This window comes from Dankookia sp. P2 (genome assembly GCF_050632255.1).
In the GTDB taxonomy this organism is placed as follows: Bacteria; Pseudomonadota; Alphaproteobacteria; order Acetobacterales; family Acetobacteraceae; genus Paracraurococcus.
The window spans coordinates 1059295-1082429 of sequence record NZ_CP192581.1 but is presented as its reverse complement, the minus strand read 5'-3'; the positions used below and the strand labels follow the sequence as shown (position 1 = coordinate 1082429).

The 23135-nt window shown below is 70.6% G+C and carries 23 protein-coding genes and 2 pseudogenes; 14 read left to right on the top strand and 11 right to left on the bottom strand.

What is annotated here, in order from left to right:
• Positions 1–3 precede the first annotated feature (3 nt).
• The 6 genes and pseudogenes from ACQ86J_RS06445 (at position 4) to ACQ86J_RS06420 (ending at position 4530) form a co-directional block, all read left to right on the top strand.
• On the top strand, positions 4–141 hold the full coding sequence (locus ACQ86J_RS06445; RefSeq protein WP_431270472.1) for a hypothetical protein: 138 nt from the start codon (positions 4–6) through the stop codon (positions 139–141).
• Positions 142–1079, top strand: a pseudogene (locus ACQ86J_RS06440) (ABC transporter permease).
• Positions 1076–1897: an ABC transporter permease gene (locus ACQ86J_RS06435; protein ID WP_431270471.1), complete on the top strand. Its 822-nt coding sequence runs from the start codon at positions 1076–1078 to the stop codon at positions 1895–1897. Before ACQ86J_RS06440 ends, ACQ86J_RS06435 begins: the two are co-directional and overlap by 4 nt.
• Positions 1890–2879: an ABC transporter ATP-binding protein gene (locus ACQ86J_RS06430; protein WP_431270470.1), complete on the top strand. Its 990-nt coding sequence runs from the start codon at positions 1890–1892 to the stop codon at positions 2877–2879. The genes ACQ86J_RS06435 and ACQ86J_RS06430 overlap by 8 nt, the downstream gene beginning before the upstream one ends.
• Positions 2876–3163 (top strand): (2Fe-2S)-binding protein, encoded by a 288-nt coding sequence (locus ACQ86J_RS06425; protein ID WP_431270469.1) that lies wholly within the window; start codon positions 2876–2878, stop codon positions 3161–3163. The genes ACQ86J_RS06430 and ACQ86J_RS06425 overlap by 4 nt, the downstream gene beginning before the upstream one ends.
• On the top strand, positions 3160–4530 hold the full coding sequence (locus tag ACQ86J_RS06420) for an FAD-dependent oxidoreductase (RefSeq protein WP_431270468.1): 1371 nt from the start codon (positions 3160–3162) through the stop codon (positions 4528–4530). The genes ACQ86J_RS06425 and ACQ86J_RS06420 overlap by 4 nt, the downstream gene beginning before the upstream one ends.
• Before the next feature lie 16 nt (positions 4531–4546).
• Here ACQ86J_RS06420 and ACQ86J_RS06415 read toward each other — a convergent pair whose 3' ends face one another.
• The 6 genes and pseudogenes from ACQ86J_RS06415 to ACQ86J_RS06390 all read right to left on the bottom strand — a co-directional run bounded on the left by ACQ86J_RS06415 (position 4547) and on the right by ACQ86J_RS06390 (position 10207).
• A complete protein-coding gene (locus ACQ86J_RS06415) occupies positions 4547–5398 on the bottom strand; it encodes an ABC transporter permease (RefSeq protein ID WP_431270467.1) in 852 nt (283 codons plus the stop codon).
• Positions 5398–6444 (bottom strand): ABC transporter substrate-binding protein, encoded by a 1047-nt coding sequence (locus tag ACQ86J_RS06410; protein WP_431270466.1) that lies wholly within the window; start codon positions 6442–6444, stop codon positions 5398–5400. Before ACQ86J_RS06410 ends, ACQ86J_RS06415 begins: the two co-directional genes overlap by 1 nt.
• Before the next feature lie 16 nt (positions 6445–6460).
• On the bottom strand, positions 6461–7516 hold the full coding sequence (locus ACQ86J_RS06405) for an ABC transporter ATP-binding protein (RefSeq protein ID WP_431270465.1): 1056 nt from the start codon (positions 7514–7516) through the stop codon (positions 6461–6463).
• 3 nt (positions 7517–7519) lie between these two features.
• Entirely contained in the window at positions 7520–8482 is a 963-nt protein-coding gene (locus ACQ86J_RS06400; RefSeq protein ID WP_431270464.1) for an ABC transporter permease subunit, read from the bottom strand.
• Between the two features lie 154 nt (positions 8483–8636).
• A pseudogene (locus ACQ86J_RS06395) lies at positions 8637–9392 on the bottom strand (metal-dependent hydrolase family protein); the annotation flags it as partial.
• A 245-nt stretch (positions 9393–9637) separates the two neighbouring features.
• Positions 9638–10207, bottom strand: a complete 570-nt coding sequence (locus ACQ86J_RS06390; RefSeq protein WP_431272315.1) for a sulfurtransferase — start codon at positions 10205–10207, stop codon at positions 9638–9640.
• A 422-nt stretch (positions 10208–10629) separates the two neighbouring features.
• Here ACQ86J_RS06390 and ACQ86J_RS06385 point away from each other — a divergent pair, with 422 nt between their 5' ends.
• A complete protein-coding gene (locus tag ACQ86J_RS06385) occupies positions 10630–11382 on the top strand; it encodes an SDR family NAD(P)-dependent oxidoreductase (protein WP_431270463.1) in 753 nt (250 codons plus the stop codon).
• 10 nt (positions 11383–11392) lie between these two features.
• Complete coding sequence (locus ACQ86J_RS06380) at positions 11393–13015, top strand: GMC family oxidoreductase (RefSeq protein WP_431270462.1); 1623 nt, start codon at positions 11393–11395, stop codon at positions 13013–13015.
• Here ACQ86J_RS06380 and ACQ86J_RS06375 read toward each other — a convergent pair.
• Both ACQ86J_RS06375 and ACQ86J_RS06370 read right to left on the bottom strand, forming a co-directional pair.
• Positions 13012–13677, bottom strand: coding sequence for a glutathione S-transferase family protein (locus tag ACQ86J_RS06375; RefSeq protein WP_431270461.1), 666 nt, complete (start codon positions 13675–13677; stop codon positions 13012–13014). The two genes, ACQ86J_RS06380 and ACQ86J_RS06375, sit on opposite strands and share 4 nt — an antisense overlap.
• 58 nt (positions 13678–13735) lie before the next feature.
• Complete coding sequence (locus ACQ86J_RS06370; protein ID WP_431270460.1) at positions 13736–14740, bottom strand: TauD/TfdA dioxygenase family protein; 1005 nt, start codon at positions 14738–14740, stop codon at positions 13736–13738.
• A gap of 130 nt (positions 14741–14870) precedes the next feature.
• On the opposite strand from ACQ86J_RS06370, the gene ACQ86J_RS06365 reads away from it, so the two are divergent.
• From ACQ86J_RS06365 to ACQ86J_RS06340, 6 genes are read left to right on the top strand one after another with little or no spacing between them, the layout of a single operon-like run.
• A complete protein-coding gene (locus ACQ86J_RS06365) occupies positions 14871–16400 on the top strand; it encodes an ABC transporter substrate-binding protein (protein ID WP_431270459.1) in 1530 nt (509 codons plus the stop codon).
• Complete coding sequence (locus ACQ86J_RS06360; protein WP_431270458.1) at positions 16357–16482, top strand: hypothetical protein; 126 nt, start codon at positions 16357–16359, stop codon at positions 16480–16482. The genes ACQ86J_RS06365 and ACQ86J_RS06360 overlap by 44 nt, the downstream gene beginning before the upstream one ends.
• Before the next feature lie 7 nt (positions 16483–16489).
• Positions 16490–17497, top strand: a complete 1008-nt coding sequence (locus ACQ86J_RS06355) for an ABC transporter permease (RefSeq protein ID WP_431270457.1) — start codon at positions 16490–16492, stop codon at positions 17495–17497.
• Positions 17494–18360 (top strand): ABC transporter permease, encoded by an 867-nt coding sequence (locus ACQ86J_RS06350; protein WP_431270456.1) that lies wholly within the window; start codon positions 17494–17496, stop codon positions 18358–18360. The genes ACQ86J_RS06355 and ACQ86J_RS06350 overlap by 4 nt, the downstream gene beginning before the upstream one ends.
• Complete coding sequence (locus ACQ86J_RS06345; protein WP_431270455.1) at positions 18357–19319, top strand: ABC transporter ATP-binding protein; 963 nt, start codon at positions 18357–18359, stop codon at positions 19317–19319. The genes ACQ86J_RS06350 and ACQ86J_RS06345 overlap by 4 nt, the downstream gene beginning before the upstream one ends.
• Positions 19316–20344 (top strand): oligopeptide/dipeptide ABC transporter ATP-binding protein, encoded by a 1029-nt coding sequence (locus ACQ86J_RS06340; RefSeq protein WP_431270454.1) that lies wholly within the window; start codon positions 19316–19318, stop codon positions 20342–20344. Before ACQ86J_RS06345 ends, ACQ86J_RS06340 begins: the two co-directional genes overlap by 4 nt.
• Here the strand turns inward: ACQ86J_RS06340 and ACQ86J_RS06335 are convergent.
• Genes ACQ86J_RS06335 through ACQ86J_RS06325 form a run of 3 tightly spaced genes read right to left on the bottom strand, consistent with a single transcriptional unit; the run spans position 20341 to position 23111 of the window.
• A complete protein-coding gene (locus ACQ86J_RS06335; RefSeq protein ID WP_431270453.1) occupies positions 20341–21498 on the bottom strand; it encodes an OB-fold domain-containing protein in 1158 nt (385 codons plus the stop codon). The genes ACQ86J_RS06340 and ACQ86J_RS06335 overlap by 4 nt on opposite strands.
• Complete coding sequence (locus ACQ86J_RS06330; RefSeq protein WP_431270452.1) at positions 21455–21958, bottom strand: hypothetical protein; 504 nt, start codon at positions 21956–21958, stop codon at positions 21455–21457. The genes ACQ86J_RS06335 and ACQ86J_RS06330 overlap by 44 nt, the downstream gene beginning before the upstream one ends.
• Before the next feature lie 22 nt (positions 21959–21980).
• Positions 21981–23111 carry an alpha/beta hydrolase gene (locus ACQ86J_RS06325; protein WP_431270451.1) on the bottom strand — a complete coding sequence of 377 codons (1131 nt, stop codon included), beginning with the start codon at positions 23109–23111 and terminating at the stop codon, positions 21981–21983.
• Positions 23112–23135: the final 24 nt, after the last annotated feature.

Sequence of the window (23135 nt, the reverse complement as noted above, 5' to 3'; positions counted from 1 at the left end):
CTGGTGCAACAGGTCTGCGCCGTGCCCCTGGTGGAGACCCTGCTAGTCTTCGCCCGGCGCGACAACCTCGAATACGGCTACAAGCTGGTCGGCTCGATGGGCCTTGGCCCGCTGATCACCGAGCAGACACGGCTACGCTGAATGGTTTTCTTCATCGCGCGCCGGTTGCTGGCCGCGGTGCCGACGCTGCTGGCGGTGCTGACGCTCGTCTTCGTAATCGTCCGCATCGTCCCCGGCGATCCGGCCCTGGTTATCCTGGGCGACCAGGCAACGCCAGAGGCGGCGGCGGCGCTGCGCGCCAAGCTCGGCACCGACCAGCCGCTGGCTGCGCAATATCTCGGCTTCATGCGGCGCGCGCTGGTCGGTGATTTCGGCACCTCCATGGTCACGGGGCGGCCGATCACGGCGGAGGTCGCGGCGGTGCTGCCGCACACCATCGACCTCACGCTGGCGGCCATGGTCTTCGGCATCGTCGTCGGCGTGCCGGCCGGCATCGCCGCGGCGCTGCACCGCAACCGGGCGGTCGACGTCGCGGCGCGCCTGCTCTCGCTGCTTGGCCTGTCGTTCCCGGTCTTCGTCTCCGGCATCTTCCTGCTGCTGGCCTTCGCGCTGCACTGGCAAGTCTTCCCGGTGATCGGCAATGCCGACCTCAGCGATCCGCTGGATCGGCTGCACAAGCTGATCCTGCCGGCGATCACGCTCGGCCTGGTCATGGCTGCCTACATCACCCGCGTGACGCGCAGCGCCATGCTGCAAAGCATGGGGGAGGACTTCATCCGAACCGCCCGCGCCAAGGGGTGCCGCGCCGCCGCATCGTCTGGGTGCACGGGCTGCGCAATGCCGCCATCCCGATCGTCACCGTGGTCGGGCTCTATGTCGGCATCCTGCTGGGCAATTCGGTGCTGACCGAGATCGTCTTCAACCGCCCTGGCCTTGGCAAGGTCATCGTCGGCGCCCTGAACCAGCGCGACTACACCATGCTCCAGGGGCTGATGGTGATCTACTGCGTGCTGATCGTGGTGGTGAACACGGTCACCGACCTGCTCTACGGCGTCATCGACCCGCGGGTGAAGGCATGAGGCGCCTCGCCGGCAACCCGACGACTCTGGTCGGCGCGCTGCTCTGCCTCGGCATCCTGCTCGGCGCCCTGCTCGCGCCCTGGGTCGCGCCCTTCGACCCGGCGGAGCAGGACATCCTGGCCCGGCTGCAGCCGCCCGGCGGCGACCATCTGCTGGGCACCGACCAGTTCGGCCGCGACATCCTCTCCCGCCTGCTCTGGGGCGCGCGCATCTCGCTCAGCGTCTCGCTCGGCGCCATCGCGCTGGCCATGCTGGCAGGCGGCGCCATCGGCCTGGTTTCCGGCTATGTCGGCGGGCGCGCCGATCTGCTCACCATGCAGGTGATGGACGTGCTGCTGTCCTTCCCCTCGCTCATCCTCGGCTTGATCGTCGTCGCGCTGTTGGGGCCGGAGCTGCAGAACCTCATCCTCGCCATCGCCCTGACCGCCATCGCCCCCTTCGCTCGCATCGCCCGGGCGCCGACCCTGGCGCTGAAGGAACGCGCCTTCGTCGAGGCCGGGCGGGCGCTCGGCTTCAGCCATGCCCGCATCCTGTTCCGCCACATCCTGCCGAACATCCTGCCCGAGGTGCTGGTGATGGGCACGCTCTGGCTGGCGACCGCGGTGCGGGTCGAGGCCTCGCTCTCCTTCATCGGCCTCGGCGCCAAGCCGCCCACCGCGACCTGGGGCGGCATGACCCGCGACGGGTTCGAGAACATCCTCGACGCGCCCTGGCTGGCAGTCTTCCCCGGCGTCGCCATCCTGCTGCTGGTGCTCGGCCTCAACATGATCGGCGACGGACTGCGCGACGCCACCGACCCGAGGCTGCGCCATGAGTGAAGCGATCCTCGCGGTGGAGGAGCTGCGCAAGCACTTCACCACGACCACCGGCTTCCCGCGCCGTCGAACGGTCACGATCCGCGCGGTAGAGGACCTCAGCTTCACCATCGCCAAGGGTGAGGCCTTCGGCCTGGTGGGCGAGAGCGGCTGCGGCAAGTCCACCGCCGCCCGCGCCCTGCTGCGGCTGATCGAGCCGGATGCCGGCAGCGTCCGCTGGCGCGGCGAGGACGTGCTGGCGGCGCGCGGCGCGGTCTTGAAGGCGCTGCGCCGGCGCATGCAGATCGTCTTCCAGGACCCCTATTCCTCGCTCGACCCGCGCCAGACCATCGGCGCGGCGCTGGTCGAGCCGATGCGCGTGCACGGCTTGGCGACCGGCGCCGAGGCCCGCCGACGCGCCGCGGCGCTGCTGGAGGAGGTCGGCCTGCCGCCCGCCGCGCTCGACCGCTATCCGCACGAGTTCAGCGGCGGCCAGCGCCAGCGCATCGGCATCGCCCGCGCCCTGACGCTGGAACCCGAGCTGATCGTCGCCGACGAGCCGGTCAGCGCGCTCGACGTCTCGGTCCAGGCCCAGGTGCTGCTGCTGCTGCGGGAGCTGCGGCAACGCCGCGGCCTGTCCTTCCTGTTCGTCAGTCACGACCTGGCCGTGGTCCGCTGGTTTTGCGACCGGGTCGCGGTGATGTATCTCGGCCGCATCGTCGAAGAAGGAGTTGCGGCGCAGGTGCTGGAAGCGCCGCTGCATCCCTATGCCCGCATGCTGCGCGAGGCTTCCCCCGTGCCGGACCCGGCGCGCCGCGGCGCGCTGCCGCGGATCATCGGGGAGATCCCTTCCGCTGCCAACCCGCCGCCGGGCTGCGCCTTCCACCCGCGCTGCCCACATGCCATCCCCGCCTGCGCGATAACCCGGCCGCCACTGCGCGCGTTCGGCCCCGGCCGTCGCGTCGCCTGCCTGCGGGCCGAGGAGTTGATGGAGACCACGCCGTGACCCTACAGCGGGTGCTGGACCAGGACCGCGCCGAATTGCGCTTCCACCTCGATGGCGAGGTGCTGGTTGCGCGGGAGGGCGACACGCTGCTGACCGCCATCCTCGCCGCCGGCGCCGGCTGGCTGCGGACCAGCGAGTTCGGCGACGGACGGCGCGCCGGCTTCTGCCTGATGGGCGCCTGCCAGGAGTGCTGGGTGACGGTGGAGGGGCCGGAGAGCGCGATGCTGCGGCGGCGCGCCTGCGGCACGCTGGTGGCGCCGGGGATGCGGGTGCGTCGGACATGAGGGTCGCGGTGGTCGGCGCAGGCCCCGCCGGCGTGCGCGCGGTGGAGCAGCTGGTGCGGGCCGGGTTGGCGCCCATCTGGATCGACGAGGCCTCGGATGGTGGCGGCCGGATCTACCAGCGGCCGCCCGCCGGCTTCCGCCGCGATGCGCGCGCGCTCTATGGCTTCGAGGCGCGGCGCGCGACCGCCCTGCACGCCGCGCTCGGGGCGCTGAAGCCGCGGACGGATTGGCGGCCGGACACGCTGGTCTGGAACCTCCGACCGAAGGCCCGGACGCTGGACCTGCTGCATGACGGCGCGCAGCAGGCGATCGGCTATGACGCCGTGCTGCTCTGCACCGGGGCGATGGACCGTGTCATCCCGCTGCCGGGCTGGACGCGGCCGGGCGTGACCACGCTCGGCGCGGCGCAGATCGCGCTGAAGGCGCAGGGCTGCGCCATCGGGCGCCGGGTGGTCTTCCTTGGCACCGGGCCGCTGCTGTGGCTGGCCGCCTACCAATATGTCAAAGCAGGAGTGGAGGTCGCGGCGGTGCTCGACACCACGCGCTTCGCCACCAAGCTGGCGGCCGCGCCTGGCCTGCTGCACGGGCCGGGGACCCTGGCCAAAGGCCTTTACTACACCGCGTGGCTGCGGGCGCGGCGCATCCCGGTCGCGGAGGGCGTGGTGCCGCTGGCAATCGAGGGCGAGGAGTCCGTGACGGCCCTGCGCTGGCTCGATGCGGCGGGCGCGGAGCATCGGACCGTCTGCGATGCCGTGGGCCTCGGCTGGGGGCTGAAGCCGGAGGCGCAGTTGGCCGACCTGGCCGACATCCCTTTCGACTTCGATCCGCTTCAGCACAATTGGGTGCCGCGCCGCGACCCCACCGGGCGCACGTCGGTGCCGGGTGTCTACCTCGCCGGCGACGGCGCCGGAATCGGCGGGGCGGAGGTCGCCGAGCGCGCCGGCGCGCGCGCCGCGCTGGCGCTGTTGGAGGATGCAGGCCACAAGCCGGATGCGGCGCAGGTCGTGCATCTCGATCGTGCCCTGCGCCGCCAGGCCCGCTTCCGCGCCGCGCTCGAGCGTGCCTTCCCCTTTCCCGCGGGGCTCGCCGCCGGCATGGCGGACGACACCATCCTCTGCCGCTGCGAGGCGATCACCGCCGGCGAGCTGCGCGCCGCGGCGGCGGAGCCACCTACCGGTCCAGCGCCCGAGGTGAACCGCGCCAAGGCCTTTACCCGCATCGGCATGGGCCGCTGCCAGGGCCGCGTCTGCGGCCCGGCCGGGGCGGAGGTGCTGGCCGCGGCGCTTGGCTGCGGCGTGGCCGCGGTCGGGCGGCTGCGCGGCCAGCCGCCGGTGAAGCCGATCCCGATGCCGTTGGCCACCGCCTGAATGGGCGGCATGGCGTTCAGCCCCGCCGCATCCGCTGCTGCACCAGGATATGCGACAGCGTCGTCAGCAGCAGCGTCGCCCCCATCAGGATGAAGGCGATGGCGCCGCCGAATGGCCAATTGTTCTGTTCGATGAACTGGCCATAGACCAGCGGTCCCATGGTCTGGAAGCGCGGCCCGCCGAGCAGCACCGGCGTGGCATAGGCGTTCATCCCGAGAATGAAGGTCAGGATGCAGCCGGCGAGGATCCCCGGCATGGCCAGCGGCAGCAGCACGTGCCGCAGCATGGCGGCGGGGCTCGCCCCCATGTTGAAGGCGGCTTCCTCAACCGAGCGGTCGATACCCTCGATCACGCTCTGCAGGCTGAGCACCATGAAGGGCAGGTTCACCGCGGTGATGCCGACCACCACCGCCGTTTCGGTGAACATGATGTCGATGGGACGGGCGACCAGGCCGAGGCCGAGCAGCGCGGCGTTCACCGCGCCCTTGGCGCCAAAGGCGACCATCCAGCCCGCGGCGCGGACGGCGTTGCCGACGAAGAGCGGCAGCACCACGGCGATGATCAGCAGGCTCTTCGCCCGGCTCTGCGTCCGCGCCAGCACATAGGCCAGCGGGAAGCCGAGCAGGAGGCAGATCAGCGTCACCAGCGCGGCGATACGCACCGTCCGCCACAACACCGCGAGGTAAAAGGGATCGGTGAAGAACTTGATGTAGTTCGCCGGGGTCAGCGCCTCGACCATGAACTGACCGGGGACGAAGGCATTCAGGCTGTAGCGGAACAGCAGGCCGAGCGGCAGCAGCAGCGCCGCCGCGACGAAGAGACTGGCGGGCGTGACCAGCGCGCCCGCCCGCAGCGACCCGGCCTGCATCAGCCCTTGAAGACCTTGTCCCACCATTCCTTCATCGCCGCGTTCTCCCGCGCGAGGTAGGCATAGTCGAGATCGACCAGGCGCTTCTCCTCCTCCGGCGTGAAGCCGATGCGGGCGTGCAATTCGGGCGCGACCACCGCATTGGTCACGGTGGGATTGAAGCCCATGTCGACGGCGAAGGCTTCCTGCGCCGACTTCTCCAGCATCGCATCCATATAGGCATAGGCACCGGCCTTGTTCGGCGCGTTCTTCTGGATTGAGAAGCCGGTGACGTACATCGGGATGCCCTCGGCCGGCGCCACCATCTCCAGCGGAATGCCGGCATTCTGCCACTGCACGCCGCGTGCCTTCCACATGACGCCGAGGCCGATCTCCTCGGTCTTCATCGCCTGGGCGAAGGCCTCGTTCGTGGGATACAGCCGCGCGCCCGCCTTCTTGGCTTCCAGCAGCACCGCCTTGCCCGGCTCGAGGTTGGAGACGCTGCCGCCGGCGGCCAGCGCCGCGGCCACCATGACGAACTGGTACTGGATGTCGATGAAGCCGAGCTTCGCGCCATGCTTCGGGTCCATCGCCTCCCGGAAGCCGGCCGGCCTGGCCACCAGCTTCGGGTTGAACAGCACCACCTTGCCGGAATAGATGTGGCCGATGCCGTACGTATAGCGCATCGAGGGCAGGATGTTGGCGGCGTTCTTCAGGCGGCCGTAGTCGATCGTCTCGGCGACGCCGGCCTCGCCCATCTCGTGCATGTTGGCCGCCGAGAGCCCCTGGATGTCTACCGTGCCGCGAGGCAGCCGGCGTTCCGCCACCATCTTGGCGCGGCGCGGCGCGTCGGAGGCCTGGTCCTGCACCACCTCCAGCCCCTGCTTCACCAGGAAGGGCTCCTCGATGTTCTTGGTCAGCAGGCGGGCATAGTCGCCGCCCCAGGTGCCGACGACAACGCGGCCGCTGGCCTGCGCCGCGGCGGGGCGGCCGAGCAAGGCCAGGGGCGTGGAAAGCGCGGCGGCGCCGAGCAGCGCCTGGCGGCGGCCGAGGGTCGGGATGCGCATGCGGTCGGTCTCCGGGTCAGGTGGGGTCGAGGAAGATCATGCCGGTTTCCGGCGGCCAGCCCAGCACCACCTGCTCGCCGAGCGCCGGCGGGCGCAGCCCGGCTTGGTTGGGCACATGCACGACCAGCCGATCGGCGGCGGAGAGCCGCACATGCAGCTCCAGCAGCGGGCCGAGATAGGAGAGGAACTCGATCTCGCCCGCGAGGCGGTTGGCGGCCTCCGGCGGAGGGTCCAGCCGGATCGCTTCCGGCCGCAGCGCGAGCGTCGCGGGTCCGGTGCCCGGCGCCGCGCGGCAGGCGATGCGGAGGCCGCCCGCCGTCTCGAACAGGCCGGGCGCGGCGACGCGGCCCGGCAGGAAGGTGCTGCGGCCGACGAAGCCGGCGACGAAGCGGTCGGCCGGGCGCTCGTAGAGGTCGCGCTGGCTGCCGATCTGGCGGATCTCGCCCTCCGCCATCACCACCAGCCGGTCGGCGACGGTCAGCGCCTCCTCCTGGTCATGCGTCACCATGATGGTGGTCAGGCCGAGCTGGCGCTGCAGCTGGCGGATCTCGACCCGCACCTCCTCGCGCAGCTTGGCGTCCAGGTTCGACAGCGGCTCGTCGAGCAGCAGCACGTCGGGGCGGATGGCCAGCGCCCGGGCCAGCGCCACGCGCTGCTGCTGCCCGCCGGAGAGCTGCCGCGGCAGACGGTCCGCCAGCCCGCCCAGCCGCACCAGCCGCAGCGCCTCCAGCGCGCGGGCCTCGCGCTCGGCGCGCGGGACCTTCCGCATCTCGAGCCCGAAGGCGACGTTGCCGGCGACGGTCATGTGCGGGAAGAGCGCGTAGCTCTGGAACACCATGCCGGTGTTGCGCCGCCAGGCCGGGCGGTGGGTGATGTCCTCGCCGCCCAGCCGGATGCGGCCGCCGCTCGGCTCGGCGAAGCCGGCGACCATGCGCAGCGTCGTCGTCTTGCCGCAACCGGAGGGGCCGAGCAGCACCAGGAATTCGCCGTCCTCGACCGTCAGCGAGACGTCCCGCACCGTCGTCGCCACGCCGTAGCGCTTGGTCAACGCCTCGATCTCCAACCGGGCCATGGCTCAGACCACCTGCGAGAGCTTGACGAAACGGTTGGTGACCAGCATCGCCAGCCCGATCGCCAGGATCTGCAGCAGCGACACCGCGGCAACGGTCGGGTCGATCTTCCAGGCGAGGTATTGCAGCACCGCGATCGGCAGCGTGGTCATGCCCGGCGCCACCAGGAACAGGCTGGCTTCGAGGTTGCCGAAGGAGGTAACGAAGCCGAACAGCGTCGCCGCCACCAGCCCCGGCCGGATCGCCGGCAGCGTCACCCGGCGGAAGGCGGTGAAGGGGGTGGCGCCGAGGTTGCGCGCCGCCTCGCCGATCGTCGGATCGAGGTTGCCGAGGCTGGCCGAGAGCAGCCGCACCGCCCAGGGGATGACGATCAGCGTATGCGCCGCGATCAGCCCGCCGAGCGAGCCGAGCAGCGGCCATTCCGTGGCGATCTCGGCTTCCAGCTCCCCTACATAGAGCGCGGCGCCGAGCACCACGCCGGGGACGATCAGCGGCAGGGTCAGCAGGGTCGCCAGCGGGGCGCGCAGCCGCAGGCCGCGCCCGGCCAGCGCCAGGCTTGCCGGCACCGCCAGCAACAGGCCGATCGCGGTGGCGGCGAGGCTGACCTGCAGGCTGACCAGGAAGCCCGAGGCGAAGCTGCGATTGGCCGGGATGGCGGCGAACCAGCGCAGCGTATAGCCCTCCGGTGGAAAGGCGGGGATTTCCTGCCGGAAGAAGGCCAGCCAGGCGACCAGGACCAGGGGCAGCAGGATTAAGCCCAGCGCGAAGCCGGCCGCCCCCGCAGCAGCCAGCGCCGCCAATATCGCGGCGGCGGCATCAGCCCCCTTCATCCAGGCGCCGCCCTGCATGATCATCGGCATGTGCCGGCCCTGGCCGGTCAGCAGCGACAGGTCGCGCAGCGGGTCGCCGTCGACCACGATCAGGTCGGCATAGGCGCCCGGCGCCACGGTGCCGATCAGCCCTTCCATCCGGCAGAGCCTGGCGGCGACATGGGTGGTGCTGGCGATCACCTCCTGCGCCGGCAGCACCTGGCCGCGGATGACGAATCTCGTCGGACTGGTGGCGGTGCATGGCGCCGAGCAGGTCGGTGCCATAGGCCATGGGCAGCCCGGCCTCGCGCATCTTCAGCAGGGATTCCATGCCCGCCAGGCGGACGTCGTCCACCTTGGCGACCGCCTCGGCCCCGATCCCGAGCGCCTCGCCCTCCTTCGACAGCGCGTCATAGGTGACCAGGGTCGGGCAGGCGATGGCGCCCCGCTCGGCGGCGAAGCGGGCAGTCTCGGTGGTGATGAGGTTGCAGTGCTCGAGCGAGTGCACCCCGCATTCGACGGCGCGGCGGATGCCCGCATCGGTGTAGAGATGCGCCGCGACATAGGTGCCGGCATTCGCCGCCTCCTCGACCGCCGCCAGGATCTCCTCGCGCGAGAAGCCGAGGAAGTGGATGGGATCGGTGGGGGAGGCGACGCCGCCATTCGCCATGATCTTGATGAAGCGGGCGCCGGCCTTGATCTCCTCCCGCGCCGCCTTGCGCACCTCGTGCACCCCGTCGCAGAGCCGCCCGAGGGCGCCGAGGCGGTGGGAGAAGCGCGGCGGGCTGGGATCGAAGGGGCCGCGGAAATCGCCATGGCCGCCGGACTGGCTGAGCGCCTTGCCGGAGACCACCAGCCGCGGCCCGGGGAACAGGCCCTCCGCCTGCGCCATCACCTGGCCATGGTCGCCGCCGCCGACGTCGCGCACGGTGGTGAAGCCGCGCATCAGCATCTCGCCCAACAGCCGCATGGAGCGCGCCATGACGAGCGAGTCCGGCAGGGTGGCGTTGCGGCCGAGGCTGGCCTCCACCGCGACGGTATGCACATGGCAGTCGATCAGCCCGGGCATCAGCACCTTGCCCGCGAGGTCGATGGTCGCCGCCCTCGCCGGCGCCCGCGCGCCCGGCGACACCTCGCGGATCCGCTCGCCCTCGATCACCACGCCCTGCGGCGCGCTGGGCTCGGGCGCCGTGCCGTCGACGACGCGGGCATTGGCGAGGAAGATCGTGCTCATAAAAGGACCTCGTAGGTGACGCCGCGTTGCGCCGCTAAGCGGCTACCAAGGTAGCAAAAGCCGGGCCAGTGGCCCGGCGCTCAGCCCTGTTCGATTGGCAGGGACTCGTCCTTGGCCCACTCGCTCATCGATGCGTCATAGACGGCGATGTCGCGGTAGCCGAGCTGGTGCAGCAGGAAGGCATCCAGCGTCGCGGCGATGCCGCCGCCGCAATAGAGCAGGATCCGCTTCCCCGGATCGGCGCCGACCGCGGCGAAGCTGGCGGCGACCTCGGCCGCCGGCCGGATAGTGAGCGTGGCAGGGTCGAGCAGCGCCGCCGCGGGCACGTTGACGCTGCCGGGGATGCGGCCCGGCCGGCCGTATCGCGCGTTCTCGCCGCGGTGCAGGTCGGGCGCCAGGGCGTTGATGGTGCAGGCTCCGGCATCGCCGATGGCGGCCCTGACCTCCTCCTTGCCGATGAAGAGGCCGGGGCGTGGCCGCGCCGTCAGTACCGCCGGCGGGTACCGCGTCTCCTCGGTTGCGGTCGGCCTTCCCTCGGCGGACCAGCGGTCGAAGCCGCCATCGAGGATCGCCGCGTCGTCGAAGCCGATCGCCCGCAGCATCCACCAGACCCGGGTCGCCCATTGCAGGCTGGCCCGGGCATAGAGCACCACGCGGGTGCCCTGGCCGATCCCCGCGCGGCGAAGCGGGCGGCCAGCTCCTCGGGCGCGGGCATGGTGAAATTGAAGCGGCTGGCGCTGTCCGAAAGCTCCCCCTGCAGGTCGAGGAAGCCGGAGCCGGGGATATGCGCCGCGTCGTAATCGGCCCGGCCGCTCTCGACCCGGTAGGGCCGGCCGGTGCCGGTCTCGTAGCGGAGATAGGTGGTGCAGTCGAAGACCCGCAGGCCGGGGTCGCCGAGATGCGCCGCCAGCCAGGCGGTACCGACGATCGCCTCGGGGAAGGCGTAGCGCGCTGCGTCCGACATTCCGGTCTCCTCCCTGGTCCCGGCCGGCTTGCCTGCCGGGCGGCACAGGCTGCACTCTGCCGTGCGAAACGGGAAGCCGTGCGCGCTTGGGATAGGGGGAAAGGGTCCATGGACCTCAAGGGGAAGGTGGCCCTGGTCACCGGTGGCAATGGCGGGCTCGGCCAGCGGATCTGCCATGCCCTGGCGCGGGAAGGCGTCCATGTCGCGGTGATTTACGCGCAGAGCCGCGACCAGGCGGAAAGCGTCGCGCGGGAGCTGGCCGCCCGCCACCAGGCGAATGCCGCTGCCTTCCAGTGCGACATCACCGATGCCGCGGCAGTGGATGGAATGGTCGGCGCGGTGACGCGGCGCTTCGGCCGGCTGGACATCCTGGTGAACGACGCGGCCTACAACCAGGCAATCCCCTTTACCGATCTCGAGGGGCTGACCGCCGAGGCCTGGGACAAGATCATGGCGGTGAACCTGACCGGGCCCATGCGGCTGATCAAGGCAGTGGCGCCGGTGATGAAGGCGCAGGGGGCGGGGCGCATCGTCAACATCGCCTCGGTCGCCGGGCTGCACCCGGTCGGCTCCTCCATCGCCTATGCCGTCTCGAAGGCGGGGCTGATCCACCTGACGCGCTGCATGGCTGTCGCCCTGGCGCCGGAGACGCTGGTGAATTGCGTGGCGCCCGGCCTGCTGGACGGCACCCGCGCCACCGCCAACCTGCGGCCGGAGATGATCGGGCGCTCGGCCGCCACCTCGCTGCTGAAGAAGCCGGCGGACAAGGACGACTGCGCCGAGATGGTGGTCACGCTCTGCCGCACCGGGACGATGACGGGCCAGACCATGGTCATCGATTCCGGCCGCGTCTTCCACTGAGGTACGGGCTATGATCCTGCGCGCGGACTATGTCATCGTCGGCGCCGGCTCGGCCGGTTGCGTGCTGGCCAACCGGCTGACCGAGGACCCTGCCACGCGGGTGATCCTGATCGAGGCCGGCGGCCGCGACTGGAACCCGCTGATCCACATCCCCGCCGGCTACATGAAGCTGCTGCAGCACCCGACCCTGACCTGGGGCTTCAAGGCGGACAAGGAGTCCGGTCTGAACGGGCGGGAGATCCCCTATCCCCGCGGCAAGGTGCTGGGCGGGTCGAGCTCGATCAACGGGATGATCTACATTCGCTCTCAGCCCGAGGATTACGACCACTGGTCGCAACTCGGCAATCGCGGCTGGTCGTCGGAGGAGGTGCTGCCCTTCTTCCGCAGGTCGGAGCGCTGGGAAGGCCCGGCCGACGCGGTGCATTCGCAGGAGGGGCCGCTCTTCACCTCCCGCACCCGGGACCAGCCCGCACTGTGCGAGGCGGCGGTCAGCGCCGGCACCGAGATGGGCTGGGAATACCGGGACGACCTGAACGACCTGCCGCACGGGCTCGGCGACCATATTGGTTGGGTGCAGCAGACTCGCGGTGGGCGACGCCGCGCCTCCACCGCGCGGACCTATCTGCGGCCGGCCATGGCGCGGCCGAACCTGCAGGTCGTCACCGGCGCGCTGGTGCACCGAGTGGTCCTCGATGGGCGGCGCGCGGTCGGCGTGGAATTCTCCCGCGGCGGCAGGACGGAGCGCGCGGACGCCGCGGTCGAGGTGATCCTCTCGGCCGGCGCCATCGGCTCGCCGCATCTCCTGCAGCTCTCGGGCATCGGCGATCCCGAGCATCTCGCGCGCATCGGCGTGCCGGTGCGGCATGCGCTGCGCGGCGTGGGGCGGAATTTCCAGGACCATTTCCTGGTTCGCGTCCAGGCCGAGGTGCGCGACATCGCCACGCTGAACGAGCGCTCGCGCGGGCTGCGCTTCGCGGGCGAAGTGTTCAAGTATGTCGCCACCGGGCGGGGCATGCTGACCTATGCTGCCTCGCTGCTCGCCGCCTCGGTCAAGGTGCTGCCGGAATCGGCGACGCCGGACGTGCAGGCGCTGTTCGCCTCGGCCAGTTATGCGCCGGGGACGCAGCGGCAACTGGACACGAAGCCCGGCATGACCTCCGGCCTCTGGCAGATGCGGCCGGAGAGCCGCGGCAGCGTGCTGGCCCGCAGCGGCGATCCGCGCGATCAGCCGGCGATCAACCCGAACTACCTGGCCGAGGACCGCGACCGCCGCACCGTCATCGCCGGGCTGCGCAAGGTGCGCGATTGGTTCCACGCCCCGGCGCTGCGCCGCTACCTGGTGGCGGAGACGCTGCCGGGCCATGCGCTGCAGAGCGACGACGAGTTGCTCGCCTATGCGCGGCAGACCGGGACCACGGTGTTCCACGCCACCTGTTCCTGCCGCATGGGCCCGGACCCGATGGCGGTGGTGGACGACCAGCTGCGGGTGCACGGGTTGCAGGGGCTGCGGGTGGTGGACGCCTCGGTGATGCCGGCGGTGACCTCGACCAACACCAATGCGCCGACGATCATGATCGCCGAGAAGGGCGCGGTGCTGATCCGCGCGGCGGCGCGGGTGGCGCAGGCGGCCTAGCGGCCGGCGAATCCCGAGTCCCGCTTCGGGATCAGGTCATAGGGCAGGGCGAAGCCGGGCAGCGCCGCCAGCCGCGCCGCCCAGCGCTGCAGATGCGGCCAGCGGGCGATCTCCAGCCCGCCTTCCGCCATGAAGACCATGCGGCCCCAGCAGCCGATATCGGCGATGCTTGGCGCATCCCCGCCCACCAGCCAGTCCCGCCCATCCGCCAGCGCCGTGTCGACGAAGCCCAGCGCGGCCTCGGCCAGCGGACGGAAATAGTCCATCACCGCCGGGTCCACCGCGCGGAAGCGGCTGTAGTGCCGCACCTTGGCGACGTTGGTGATGGCATCCGCCTCCCAGGAGAGCCATTCCCGCGCGGACCAGCGCGCCTGCTCTGTCGCGCCCTCGAAGCGACCGGTAGCACGGGCTAGGTAGTCGAGGATGATGTTCGACTGCACCACCGTCAGCCCGCGATGCCGCAGCGCCGGCACTTGGCCATAGCGGTTCACCGCGAGGTAGTCCGGCGACTTCTGCACCCCGTTCTTCAGGTTCACCGTGCGGAAGGAGAAGGGTAGCCCCGACAGCGAGAGGAACAGCATCGGCTTGTAGCTAGAACTGCTGGTGAAGCTGCCGAACAGCACCGGGCATTCCGGATCGCCCGCATCCGCCGTGTTGACCATGGCCTTCCTTCCCGCGGCGCAGGCCGCGCAGGATGGTGCGGCGCCGCCGGCGCTAGGGTCAAGCCGCGAGCCAGCTCTTCGCCTCACCGGCATAGGCGGGGCCGGGATTGCCGCCGACCGTGGTGCGCCACATCACACGGGCTTCCTTTGCCGCATCGAACCAGGTGGCGGCATGGACGGTGCAGCGGTTGTCCCAGATCACCAGGTCGCCCGGCGTCCATTCATGCACATGGACGGATTGCGGCTGGGTCAGATGCGCCATCAGCGTGTCCAGCAGCGCCGCCCCGGCGCCGGCCGGGCCCGGCTCCATCCCCACGAAGGGTCCTTCAAGCCAATCCATCTGGCCATGCTCGCAAAGGTAGAGCGCCGGCGCCCCGGTCACCGGATGGAACCGCACCACCGGCTGGCGCTGCGGCCGCTCATGCGGCGCCAGCGGGCGCGGCGGCAGCCCGGCCGCCACGGCTTCGCGCCGCCGCCCAGCGGAGGCGCCGACATGCAGCCCTTCCAGCCCCTCGATCTGCGCCTTCAGCCCGGCCGGCAGCGCCGCATAGGCCGCGATGCCATCGGCGAAGAGCGTCTGCCCCTGGCCCTGCCGCACTGGGAGCACCGCCAGGAATAGCGAGACGTCGGGCGGCGGCCGGCGGTAGCTCTGGTCGGTGTGCCAACCGCGGCGATGCGGGTATTGCACCGGCAGCTTGCCGTCCTTGGTCAGCGGTGGGTTGGGCAGTGCGGGTGGCTGGCGATCGACCGGCGGGGTGTTGGAGACGACGAAGATCTCCGGCACCGTCGGATGCACCATGTTGGGCGCCATGCCGGTGGTGCGGTAGTTCTCGACCTCCGGCCCGAAGAGGCGGCTGAGGCGGAGCAGCAGCTCCGGCGCCTCGGCCATTGCGCCCATGCCCGGCAGCAGCAGCAGCCCATGCGCCTCGGCCAGCATCCGGGGCAGGACCTCCGGCGCCGCCTCCGCCGCCGCGACCAGCGCTGCGGCATCGCCCGGGCCCTCGATCTGCCCGCCGAAGCCGGCGCCGGACAGGGGACGGGTGCATGCGAGGCTGCCGGCCATGGCGGGGTCTTCCTGGGCTGCGGAGGGCGAGACTAGCGAGCGGTTCCGGCGCTCGTCAAAGCGGCCGCGGCCGCTGGCATGCCCATTGCTCCCATCCCCGCACAACGCATGCCGCCGGGCCGGAGAGAACATGGATCGCCGCGACTTCCTGAAGGCCGTGCCGGCCGCCCTTGCCGCCCCCCTGGTCGTTGCGGGCAGCCGAGAGGCGGCGGCGCAAGGAGCGCCGACCCGGAACGAAACTTTGTTGCTGGTGCAGGAATACGGGCCCAATAGCCTCGACATGCAGGGGATCGGGTCGTCGCAGCCCGTCAACGGCGTGGCGCTGAACTGCTACGACCGGCTGGTCCGCTACAAGCGCGTCAAGCTGGACGAGGTCACCACCAGCTTCGACTACCACCAGATGGAGCCGGAACTGGCGGAGAGCTGGCAGGAGGCCAGCGACGGCACCAGCATGACGTTTAAAATTCGGGCAGATGCCCGTTTCCATAGCGGCCGCAGCGTCACGGCCGCCGATGTGAAATGGTCGCTCGACCGCGCCGTCAGCATCGGCGGCTTCGCTACCACGCAGATGAATGCCGGCAGCCTGGAGAAGCCCGAGCAGTTCGTCGTGGTGGACGAGAAGACCTTCCGCCTGGACTATCTGCGCCGCGACAAGCTGACCCTGCCGAACCTGGCGGTGACAATCCCCTTCGTCTTCGACAGCGAACTCGCCATCCGGAACAGCGGCGGCGACCCCTGGGCGAAGGACTACCTGAAGAACAACATCGCCGGCGGCGGTGCTTTCAAGGTGGACTCCTGGCGCCCAGGCACCGAAACCATCTATGTCCGCAACGACGATTGGAAGAACGGCCCGCTGCCGAAGCTGCGCCGCGTCATCGCCCGCGACATCCCGTCTCCCAGCACCCGACGCGCGCTGATCGAGCGCGGCGACGCCGATATCAGCTACGGCCTGCCGCCGAAGGACTTCAAGGACCTGGCCGATGGGGGCAAGGTGAAGGTCGCCGCGGTGCCGGTGCCGAATGCCGTCTGGTATGTCGCGCTGAACTCGGCGAACCCGCCCTTCAGCAACGTCAAGCTGCGCCAGGCCGTGGCCTGGGCGCTGCCCTATGAGCAGATCATGCAGGCCTCGCTCTTCGGCCGCGGCGTGCCGATGTGGGGCGGCCCGGCGACGCCGGCCGAGCTGAAATGGCCGGTGCCCTTCCCCTACAACGCGAACCTGGAGCGGGCGAAGGCGCTGATGGCCGAAAGCGGCGTCGCGCCCTTCAACACTACGCTGCTGTTCGATGCGGGGTCCGGCACCATCGCCGAGCCGATGGCCGTGCTGGTGAAGGAGGCGTTGGCGCCGCTTGGCATCACCGTCGAGCTGGAGCAAGATACCCGGCGCCAATTTCCGCGGCGAGCTGAACAAGAAGACCGCGCCGATGGTGATCAACCGCTTCGGCGGCTGGCTGGACTGGCCGGACTACTTCTTCTTCTGGAACTACCATGGGCGGAATTCGATCTTCAACATCCCGTCCTACCAGAACTCGGCAATGGACGCGCTGATCGACGGTGCCCGCTTCGCCGCGGACGAGGCGACCTACGCGAAGAACGTGCGCGGCTTTCTCGAGCTCGGCATGCAGGAGGTGCCCTTCATCCCGGTCGCCCAGCCCTTCCATGATGTGGCGATGCAGAAGAGCATCGGCGGCTACCAGTACTGGCCCTGCCGGGAGCCTGACTTCCGCTACCTGACGAAGGGCTGAGCCGCGCATGCGCGGGCTGCTGTTCCGCCTGCTCGGCTCCGTGCCGGCGCTGGTCGCCGTGGTGGTGGTGACTTTCGTGCTGACCCGCGTGCTGCCGGGCGATACCGCCACCTATTTCGCCGGCCCGACGGCCAGTGCGGAATCGATCGCCCAGATCCGCACCGCGCTCGGCCTCGACCGGCCGCTGCCGGAGCAGTTCTGGTCCTACGTCCAGGCGCTGTTCCACGGCGATCTCGGCATGTCGCTGACCACCGGCCAGCCCGTGTTGGTCGACATCCTCGCCCGGCTGCCGGCCTCGGCCGAGCTGACGCTTTCAGGGCTGGTCCTGGCGATGGCGATCGCCATCCCGCTCGGCATCCTCGCCGCGGTGCGGCAGGGATCGCTGGCCGACCATGCCTGCCGGGTGATCGTCACCGCCGGCGTCTCCCTGCCGGTCTTCTTCACCGGGCTGCTGCTGGTCTACGTCTTCTACTTCCTGCTGGGATGGTCGCCGGCGCCGGTCGGGCGGCTGGATGCCTTCGCCAGCGCGCCGCCGACGGTGACCGGCTTCTACCTCGTCGATTCCGCGCTGGTCGGCGACTGGGAAACCTGGCGCAGCGCCTTCGCCCAGCTGGTGCTGCCCGCGGCGACGCTCGGCCTGTTCGCCCTGGCGCCTATCGCGCGGATCACTCGCGCCTCCATGCTGGCGGTGTTGGGGGCGGAGTTCATCCGCACCGCGCGAGCTTCCGGCCTCTCCTCCCGCACCATCATCCTGAGCTATGCGCTGCGGAATGCGCTGCTGCCGGTGGTGACGACGCTCGGCATGGTCTTCTCCTTTCTGCTCGGCGCCAATGTGCTGGTGGAGAAAGTCTTCGCCTGGCCGGGCATCGGCAGCTATGCGGTGGAGGCGCTGATCGCCTCGGACGGCGCGCCGGTGCAGGGCTTCGTCCTGACCATGGCTATCCTCTACGTGCTGCTGAACCTGACCATCGACATGGTGAATCGCGCCCTCGACCCGCGGGCGCGGCGCGCATGAGCGCGACCACGGCCGGCACCAGCTCCGCCTGGCGGCATGCGCGGCACGTGGTGGCCGAGAATCCGGTCACCGGCTTCGCGCTCGGTCTCTTCGTCTTCTTCATCCTGGCGGCCATCTTCGGGCCAAGCCTCGCGCCCTACGATCCCTTGGCCAGCAACACCGCGCGCGCGCTGCAGGCACCGAGCGCGCATCACTGGTTCGGCACCGACCAGATTGGTCGCGACATCTTCTCCCGCGTCGTGGTGGCGGCTCGGCTCGACCTTGGCATCGCCGCCGCCTCGGTCGCGCTTGTTATCCTGGCGGGCGGCTTCGCGGGCCTCGCCTCCGGCTTCTTCGGCGGCTGGGTGGACCAGGTGATCGGCCGCGTGGCCGACACCATCATGGCCTTCCCGCTGTTCGTGCTGGCGATGGCGATCGTCGCCGCGCTCGGCAACACCGTGCCGAACATTGTGCTGGCAACGGCGATCATCAACTTCCCGCTTTATGTCCGGGTCGCCCGTGCGGAGACGGTGCAGCGGCGGGAGGCCGGCTTCGTCGACGCGGCCCGCATCGCCGGCCACCGCGATATGGGTGTGCTGCTGCGGCAGGTGGCGCCGAACATCCTGCCGATCATGGTCGTGCAGATGTCGCTGACCATGGGCTACGCCATCCTCAACGCCGCCGGCCTGTCCTTCATCGGCCTCGGCGTGCGGGCGCCGACGCCGGAATGGGGAATCATGGTGGCCGAGGGCGCTGCCTTCATCGTCTCCGGCGAGTGGTGGGTAGCGCTCTTTCCCGGCGCGACGCTGATGGTGGCGGTCTTCTGCTTCAACCTGCTGGGCGATGGCATACGGGACATAGTCGACCCGGGGCGGCGGACGTGACCGCGGTTCTGGACGTCACCGACTTCTCCGTCGAATTCCGCACCCGCTCCGGCATCGTCCGCGCGCTGGATCGCGTCGCCTTCAGCGTCGGCCGCGGCGAGACGCTGGCGCTGGTCGGCGAAAGCGGCTCCGGCAAGTCGGTCACCGCCTATGCGCTGCTCGGCCTGCTCGACGCCGCCGGGCGGATCACCGGCGGCAGCGCGGTGCTGGAGGGGACGGAGCTCACTACCGCCTCGCCCGCGGTACTTGAGCGGATTCGCGGTCGTCGCGCCGCGATGATCTTCCAGAACCCGCGTGCCGCGCTGAACCCGATCCGCCCGATCGGCCGGCAGATCGCCGATGTGGTGCGGCGGCATGCCGGCCTGTCCTGCCGCGACGCCGCGGCCCGCGCGGTCGAGATGCTGCGCGAGGTCGGCATTCCCGACCCCGTCCGCCGCGCCGGCGCCTATCCGTTCGAGCTCTCGGGCGGCATGTGCCAGCGTGTGATGATCGCCATCGCCGTCGCCACCCGCCCGGCCCTGCTGATCGCCGACGAGCCGACCACCGGGCTCGACGTGACGACCCAGGCCGTGGTGATGGACATCGTGGCGAAGCTGGCTGCCGAGACCGGCATGGCGACCATTCTCATCACTCATGACTTGGCCCTGGCTGCCGAGCGCAGCGAGCGCATCGCGGTGATGCATGCGGGCCATATCGTCGAGGACGCGCCGACCGCGGCGCTGCTCGCGGCACCCCGCCATCCCTATACCCGGCGGCTGCTGGCGGCGACGCCGACCGCGGCGGGCGACCTGGCCGACCTGCGCTCGATCCCCGGCAGCCTGCCCGACCTGCGCCGCGACGACCTGCCGCCCTGCCGCTTCGCCGCCCGCTGCACGCAGCGCCTGGACGCCTGCGCGGCACCGTTGGTCTGGCGCGACCTGGCGCCGGCCCACCGCGTCGCCTGCTGGAACCCCGCATGAGCGGCATCATCGGCAACCCGCCCACCCCGCGCGAGGCGGAAGGGCCGCATTTGCTGGACGTCGCGGAGCTTTCGAAGCGCTTCCCGCTCGGCCGCAGGTCGCTGTTCGGCGGCGTCGCGCAGTCGATGGTGCATGCGGTCGACGACGTCTCCTTCACCCTGGCACGCGGGGAGACGCTAGGCCTCGTCGGCGAGAGCGGCTGCGGCAAGTCGACGCTGGTGCGGCTGATCACCCGGCTGACCGACCCGACGACGGGATCCATCCGCTTCGGCACGCGGGAGCTGGCAGCGGTACCCGCCAGGCGCTTCGCCCGCGACCCCGACCGCCCTCGCATCCAGATCGTCTTCCAGGATGCCGGCGAGAGCATCAACCCGCGCTTCACCGCGGCCGACGCCATCGCCGACCCGCTGCGGCAGATGCTGGGCCTATCCGGCGAGGCGTTGCGCGCCAAGGTCGAGGAGGCGGCGACGCTCTGTGGCCTGCCGCTCGAGTTGCTGGACCGCTTCCCGCACCAGCTTTCGGGCGGGCAGCGCGCCCGCGTCGGCATCGCCCGCGCCATCGGCCCGCGGCCCGACCTGCTGGTGCTGGACGAGCCGACCGCGGCGCTCGACGTCTCGGTCCAGGTCACCATCCTGCACCTGCTGGTGACGCTGCGCGAGACGCTCGGCATTTCCTACGTCTTCGTCAGCCACGACCTGAACGTGGTGCGGCTGCTCTGCGACCGCGTCGTCGTCATGTACCTCGGCCGCATTGTCGAGGTCGGCCCGGCGCGCGCAGTCTTCGATAAGCCTTTGCATCCCTATACCCGCGGCTTGGTCGCCGCGGTGCCGCGGCTGGACGGCGTGCGGGCCGATGCGATGCGCCTGGCGGGTGACCCGAAGAGCCCGATCGACCCCGACCCGCATGCCTGCCGCTTCCACGGCCGCTGCCCGGTTGGCACCGACCGCTGCGGCCTGGAGATGCCGCCGCTGCGACGCTTCGCCGGCGGCCGCGAGGCCGCCTGCCACTACGCCGAGGCGGGCTAGCCCGCCACCCGCCACTGCACCAGCGTATAGGGCGGCGTCGCCGCGTCATGCGGCTCGAACACTGCCTCGACCGCGGCGCCGATGGTCACCGGCGCGTCCGGCGGGCAGAGCAGGTTGCCGACCATGCGAATATTGTCCGCATCGGGCAGCTCGACCAGCACGATGGTGTAGGGGCCATAGCCGTTCAGCGCGGGATGCACCGGGTGGTGCGGCCGCTGCCAGGACCAGATCCTGCCGCGCGGTGCCACTTCCTCCCAGCCGAGGTCGAAGGAGTGGCAGCGGTGGCAGACCCATTCCGGCCCCCATTGATGCTTGTGGCAACCGCGGCAGCGCTGCACCACCAGCTTGCCGGCGCGGGTGCCGTCCCAATAAGGTGCGGTCAGCGGCTCGATGCCGGGGGCGGGCAGGCCAGCGGGAAGGGCGGTGCTCACAGGGTGGCCTCCGTGCCGAGGACGAGGCTGCTGACCGGCGTCACCATGGGGCCGCCAAGGACGGCAGCGACCTGCGGGTTCGCCACCTGGTTGGCGGCGGTGCCGCGCAGCTGGCGGACATTCTCGTTCACCATTTCCAGCCCGTGCATGTAGCACTCGGCCAGGTTGCCGCCGCTGGTATTCATGGGCATCTTTCCGCTGCTGAATCTCGAGGTTCTCGAGGGTGAGGAATTCGTTGACCGTCGCCGGGTCGATGAAGCCGTGCTCCACCAGGCTCAGCAGCACGCCTCCGGTGAAGTTCTCGTAGGCTTGCACGACGTCCACATCCTTCGGGCCGAGCTTCGCCATTTCCCACATGTTGCGCGCCACCGTCTTAAAATGGGCGGAGGCATAGTCGGGCGCGTTGTGCACCGGCGCGGCGCTGCGGTGGTGCCCGCCCTGCGCCGCGCCGAGCAGGTAGACCGGCCTGTGCGGCAGGTCCCTGGCGCGATCCGCCGGCACAACCAGGACCGCGCCGGCACCGTCATTCTCCTGGCAGCAGTCGAAAAGCCGGTGAAAGGGCTCGATGATCCAGCGGGAAGCGTCGTACTTCTCCTTGGTCAGCGGTCGGCCGTACATCACCGCGCGCGGGTTGGTCTGCGCATGGTGGTAGGAGGCGAGGGCAATGGCCCGCAGCGCCTCATGCCTTATCCCGTGGTCGGTCATGAAGCGGGTGATCTTCATGGCAAAGCGCTGCGCCGGCGACATCAGCCCATAGGGCGCGAGGAAGGCGTCGTCGCCGCTGACCGAGGCCAGCGTGTTGGCGCGGCCGTAGCGGGCGAACTGCCCCTGGGCGAGGGAGCGGAAGGCGATGACGCAATCTCGCCATGCCCGAATGCACCGCCGCCCCCGCATTGGCCACCGCCGCGGCCACGCCGCCGCCGCCGCCGCCCCAATGCATGTTGGAGAAGCGAAGCTCATGCACCCCGAGCGCCGCCGCCAGCCGCGGCGCATCGGACCGGTCGCCGCCATAGGAGGCGAAGCCATCCACCTCGCGTGGGTCGATCCCGGCATCCGCGCAGGCCGCCAGGATCGCCTGCAGCGCCAGCTTGAACTCGGCATCCGGCGACTGGCCATGCTTGTAGTAGATGGTCTCGCCAATCCCGGCGATCGCCACCTTGCCGCGCAACGTGCGCTCCGTCATGCGCTCTCTCTCCTCGAATGGTTCAGCGCAGCTTCGCCACCAGCCAGGCATCCACCAGCTTTGCCGTGTCCACGTTGTTCAGCTCGGACGGGATGCCATGGCCATTGCCGTGGATGCCGCGCTGCTCCAGCCGGACATGCTCGTTGGCGACGCCGGCCTGGGTCAGGTAGCGCGCGGTGCAGTGGTCGTAGGGCGCGTGGTAGGACGCCTCCCCCGTGATGATCGTGATGGGGATGTTGCGCAGGTTCGGCAGCGTCCGCGGCGTGCCGGCCTGCATCCAGCAGGGGACGAGGTTCGGCGCCTCCGGCTCGGCCTGCCGTTCGATCCGCAGCTCGGCCGGGTCGGCGACGGGCGGGTCGTAGGTCAGGCGGATCTCGGTCGGGCCCCAGGGGCGGGCGCGGCCGGTGGCGTTGATGTGGTTCTCGAAGGGCGGGCCGGAGGGCTCGACGGCGACGATCGCCTTGACCAGCTGCGGCCGCGCATCCGCCAGCAGCCAGCCGAAGGGGCCGGCCTGGGAATGCGTCACCAGGATCGCCGGGCCGATGCGGTCGAGCAGTTCCGTGCCGGCCTTCTGCACCAAGTCCTGCGTTTCCGCATTGCTCGCGAGGTAGGGCACGCTGCGGGCGAAGCCGGCATCGAAGACCGCATTGCCGCGGCGGCCGCGATCCGCGCCTTCGCCGGGGTACTGCGTATGCAGCTTGGCCTGGGGCCAGGTGCCCTGATGCACCAGGTCGGTGTTGTTGCGCTCGGTGCCCGCGACATTTGCCGCGATCTGCCGGCCTTGCTGGCTGGCGTGATAGGCGGAGCGACCGCGCGCGGGCTGGTCGGTCAGGTAGACGATGTAGCCCATGTCCACAAACAGGTGCGCCCAACCCTTGCGGCCATCCGGCGTTTGCATCCAGGTCGTCGCGGTGGAACTTGCGCCGTGGAAAAAGACGATGGGCCAGGGGTGCTTTACCTCTCGCGGCGCCCAGACCTCGACATACATCTGGCCGGTCATCACTTCCTTGCCCGGCTCGCCGACATAGTGGCCACCGACATGGAAGTAGCCCTGCCGGGCGACGTTGCTTTCCACTGCTTTGACCGTCGCCGGCACCGCCGCCGGGGGCAGATTGCCCTGTGCCGCGGCGCCACCCGCCGTAAGCAGAGTCATCAAGCCTGCGGTGAGCAGGCCCTC

Coding starts and splice junctions, on each gene's coding strand:
- ACQ86J_RS06435 (WP_431270471.1), top strand. CDS start 1,076: ATGAGGCGCCTCGCCGGCAACCCGACGACTCTGGTCGGCGCGCTGCTC.
- ACQ86J_RS06430 (WP_431270470.1), top strand. CDS start 1,890: ATGAGTGAAGCGATCCTCGCGGTGGAGGAGCTGCGCAAGCACTTCACC.
- ACQ86J_RS06420 (WP_431270468.1), top strand. CDS start 3,160: ATGAGGGTCGCGGTGGTCGGCGCAGGCCCCGCCGGCGTGCGCGCGGTG.
- ACQ86J_RS06415 (WP_431270467.1), bottom strand. CDS start 5,398: ATGCAGGCCGGGTCGCTGCGGGCGGGCGCGCTGGTCACGCCCGCCAGT.
- ACQ86J_RS06410 (WP_431270466.1), bottom strand. CDS start 6,444: ATGCGCATCCCGACCCTCGGCCGCCGCCAGGCGCTGCTCGGCGCCGCC.
- ACQ86J_RS06405 (WP_431270465.1), bottom strand. CDS start 7,516: ATGGCCCGGTTGGAGATCGAGGCGTTGACCAAGCGCTACGGCGTGGCG.
- ACQ86J_RS06400 (WP_431270464.1), bottom strand. CDS start 8,482: ATGGAAGGGCTGATCGGCACCGTGGCGCCGGGCGCCTATGCCGACCTG.
- ACQ86J_RS06385 (WP_431270463.1), top strand. CDS start 10,630: ATGGACCTCAAGGGGAAGGTGGCCCTGGTCACCGGTGGCAATGGCGGG.
- ACQ86J_RS06380 (WP_431270462.1), top strand. CDS start 11,393: ATGATCCTGCGCGCGGACTATGTCATCGTCGGCGCCGGCTCGGCCGGT.
- ACQ86J_RS06375 (WP_431270461.1), bottom strand. CDS start 13,677: ATGGTCAACACGGCGGATGCGGGCGATCCGGAATGCCCGGTGCTGTTC.
- ACQ86J_RS06370 (WP_431270460.1), bottom strand. CDS start 14,740: ATGGCCGGCAGCCTCGCATGCACCCGTCCCCTGTCCGGCGCCGGCTTC.
- ACQ86J_RS06365 (WP_431270459.1), top strand. CDS start 14,871: ATGGATCGCCGCGACTTCCTGAAGGCCGTGCCGGCCGCCCTTGCCGCC.
- ACQ86J_RS06360 (WP_431270458.1), top strand. CDS start 16,357: ATGCAGGAGGTGCCCTTCATCCCGGTCGCCCAGCCCTTCCATGATGTG.
- ACQ86J_RS06355 (WP_431270457.1), top strand. CDS start 16,490: ATGCGCGGGCTGCTGTTCCGCCTGCTCGGCTCCGTGCCGGCGCTGGTC.
- ACQ86J_RS06350 (WP_431270456.1), top strand. CDS start 17,494: ATGAGCGCGACCACGGCCGGCACCAGCTCCGCCTGGCGGCATGCGCGG.
- ACQ86J_RS06340 (WP_431270454.1), top strand. CDS start 19,316: ATGAGCGGCATCATCGGCAACCCGCCCACCCCGCGCGAGGCGGAAGGG.
- ACQ86J_RS06335 (WP_431270453.1), bottom strand. CDS start 21,498: ATGAAGATCACCCGCTTCATGACCGACCACGGGATAAGGCATGAGGCG.
- ACQ86J_RS06330 (WP_431270452.1), bottom strand. CDS start 21,958: ATGACGGAGCGCACGTTGCGCGGCAAGGTGGCGATCGCCGGGATTGGC.
- ACQ86J_RS06325 (WP_431270451.1), bottom strand. CDS start 23,111: ATGACTCTGCTTACGGCGGGTGGCGCCGCGGCACAGGGCAATCTGCCC.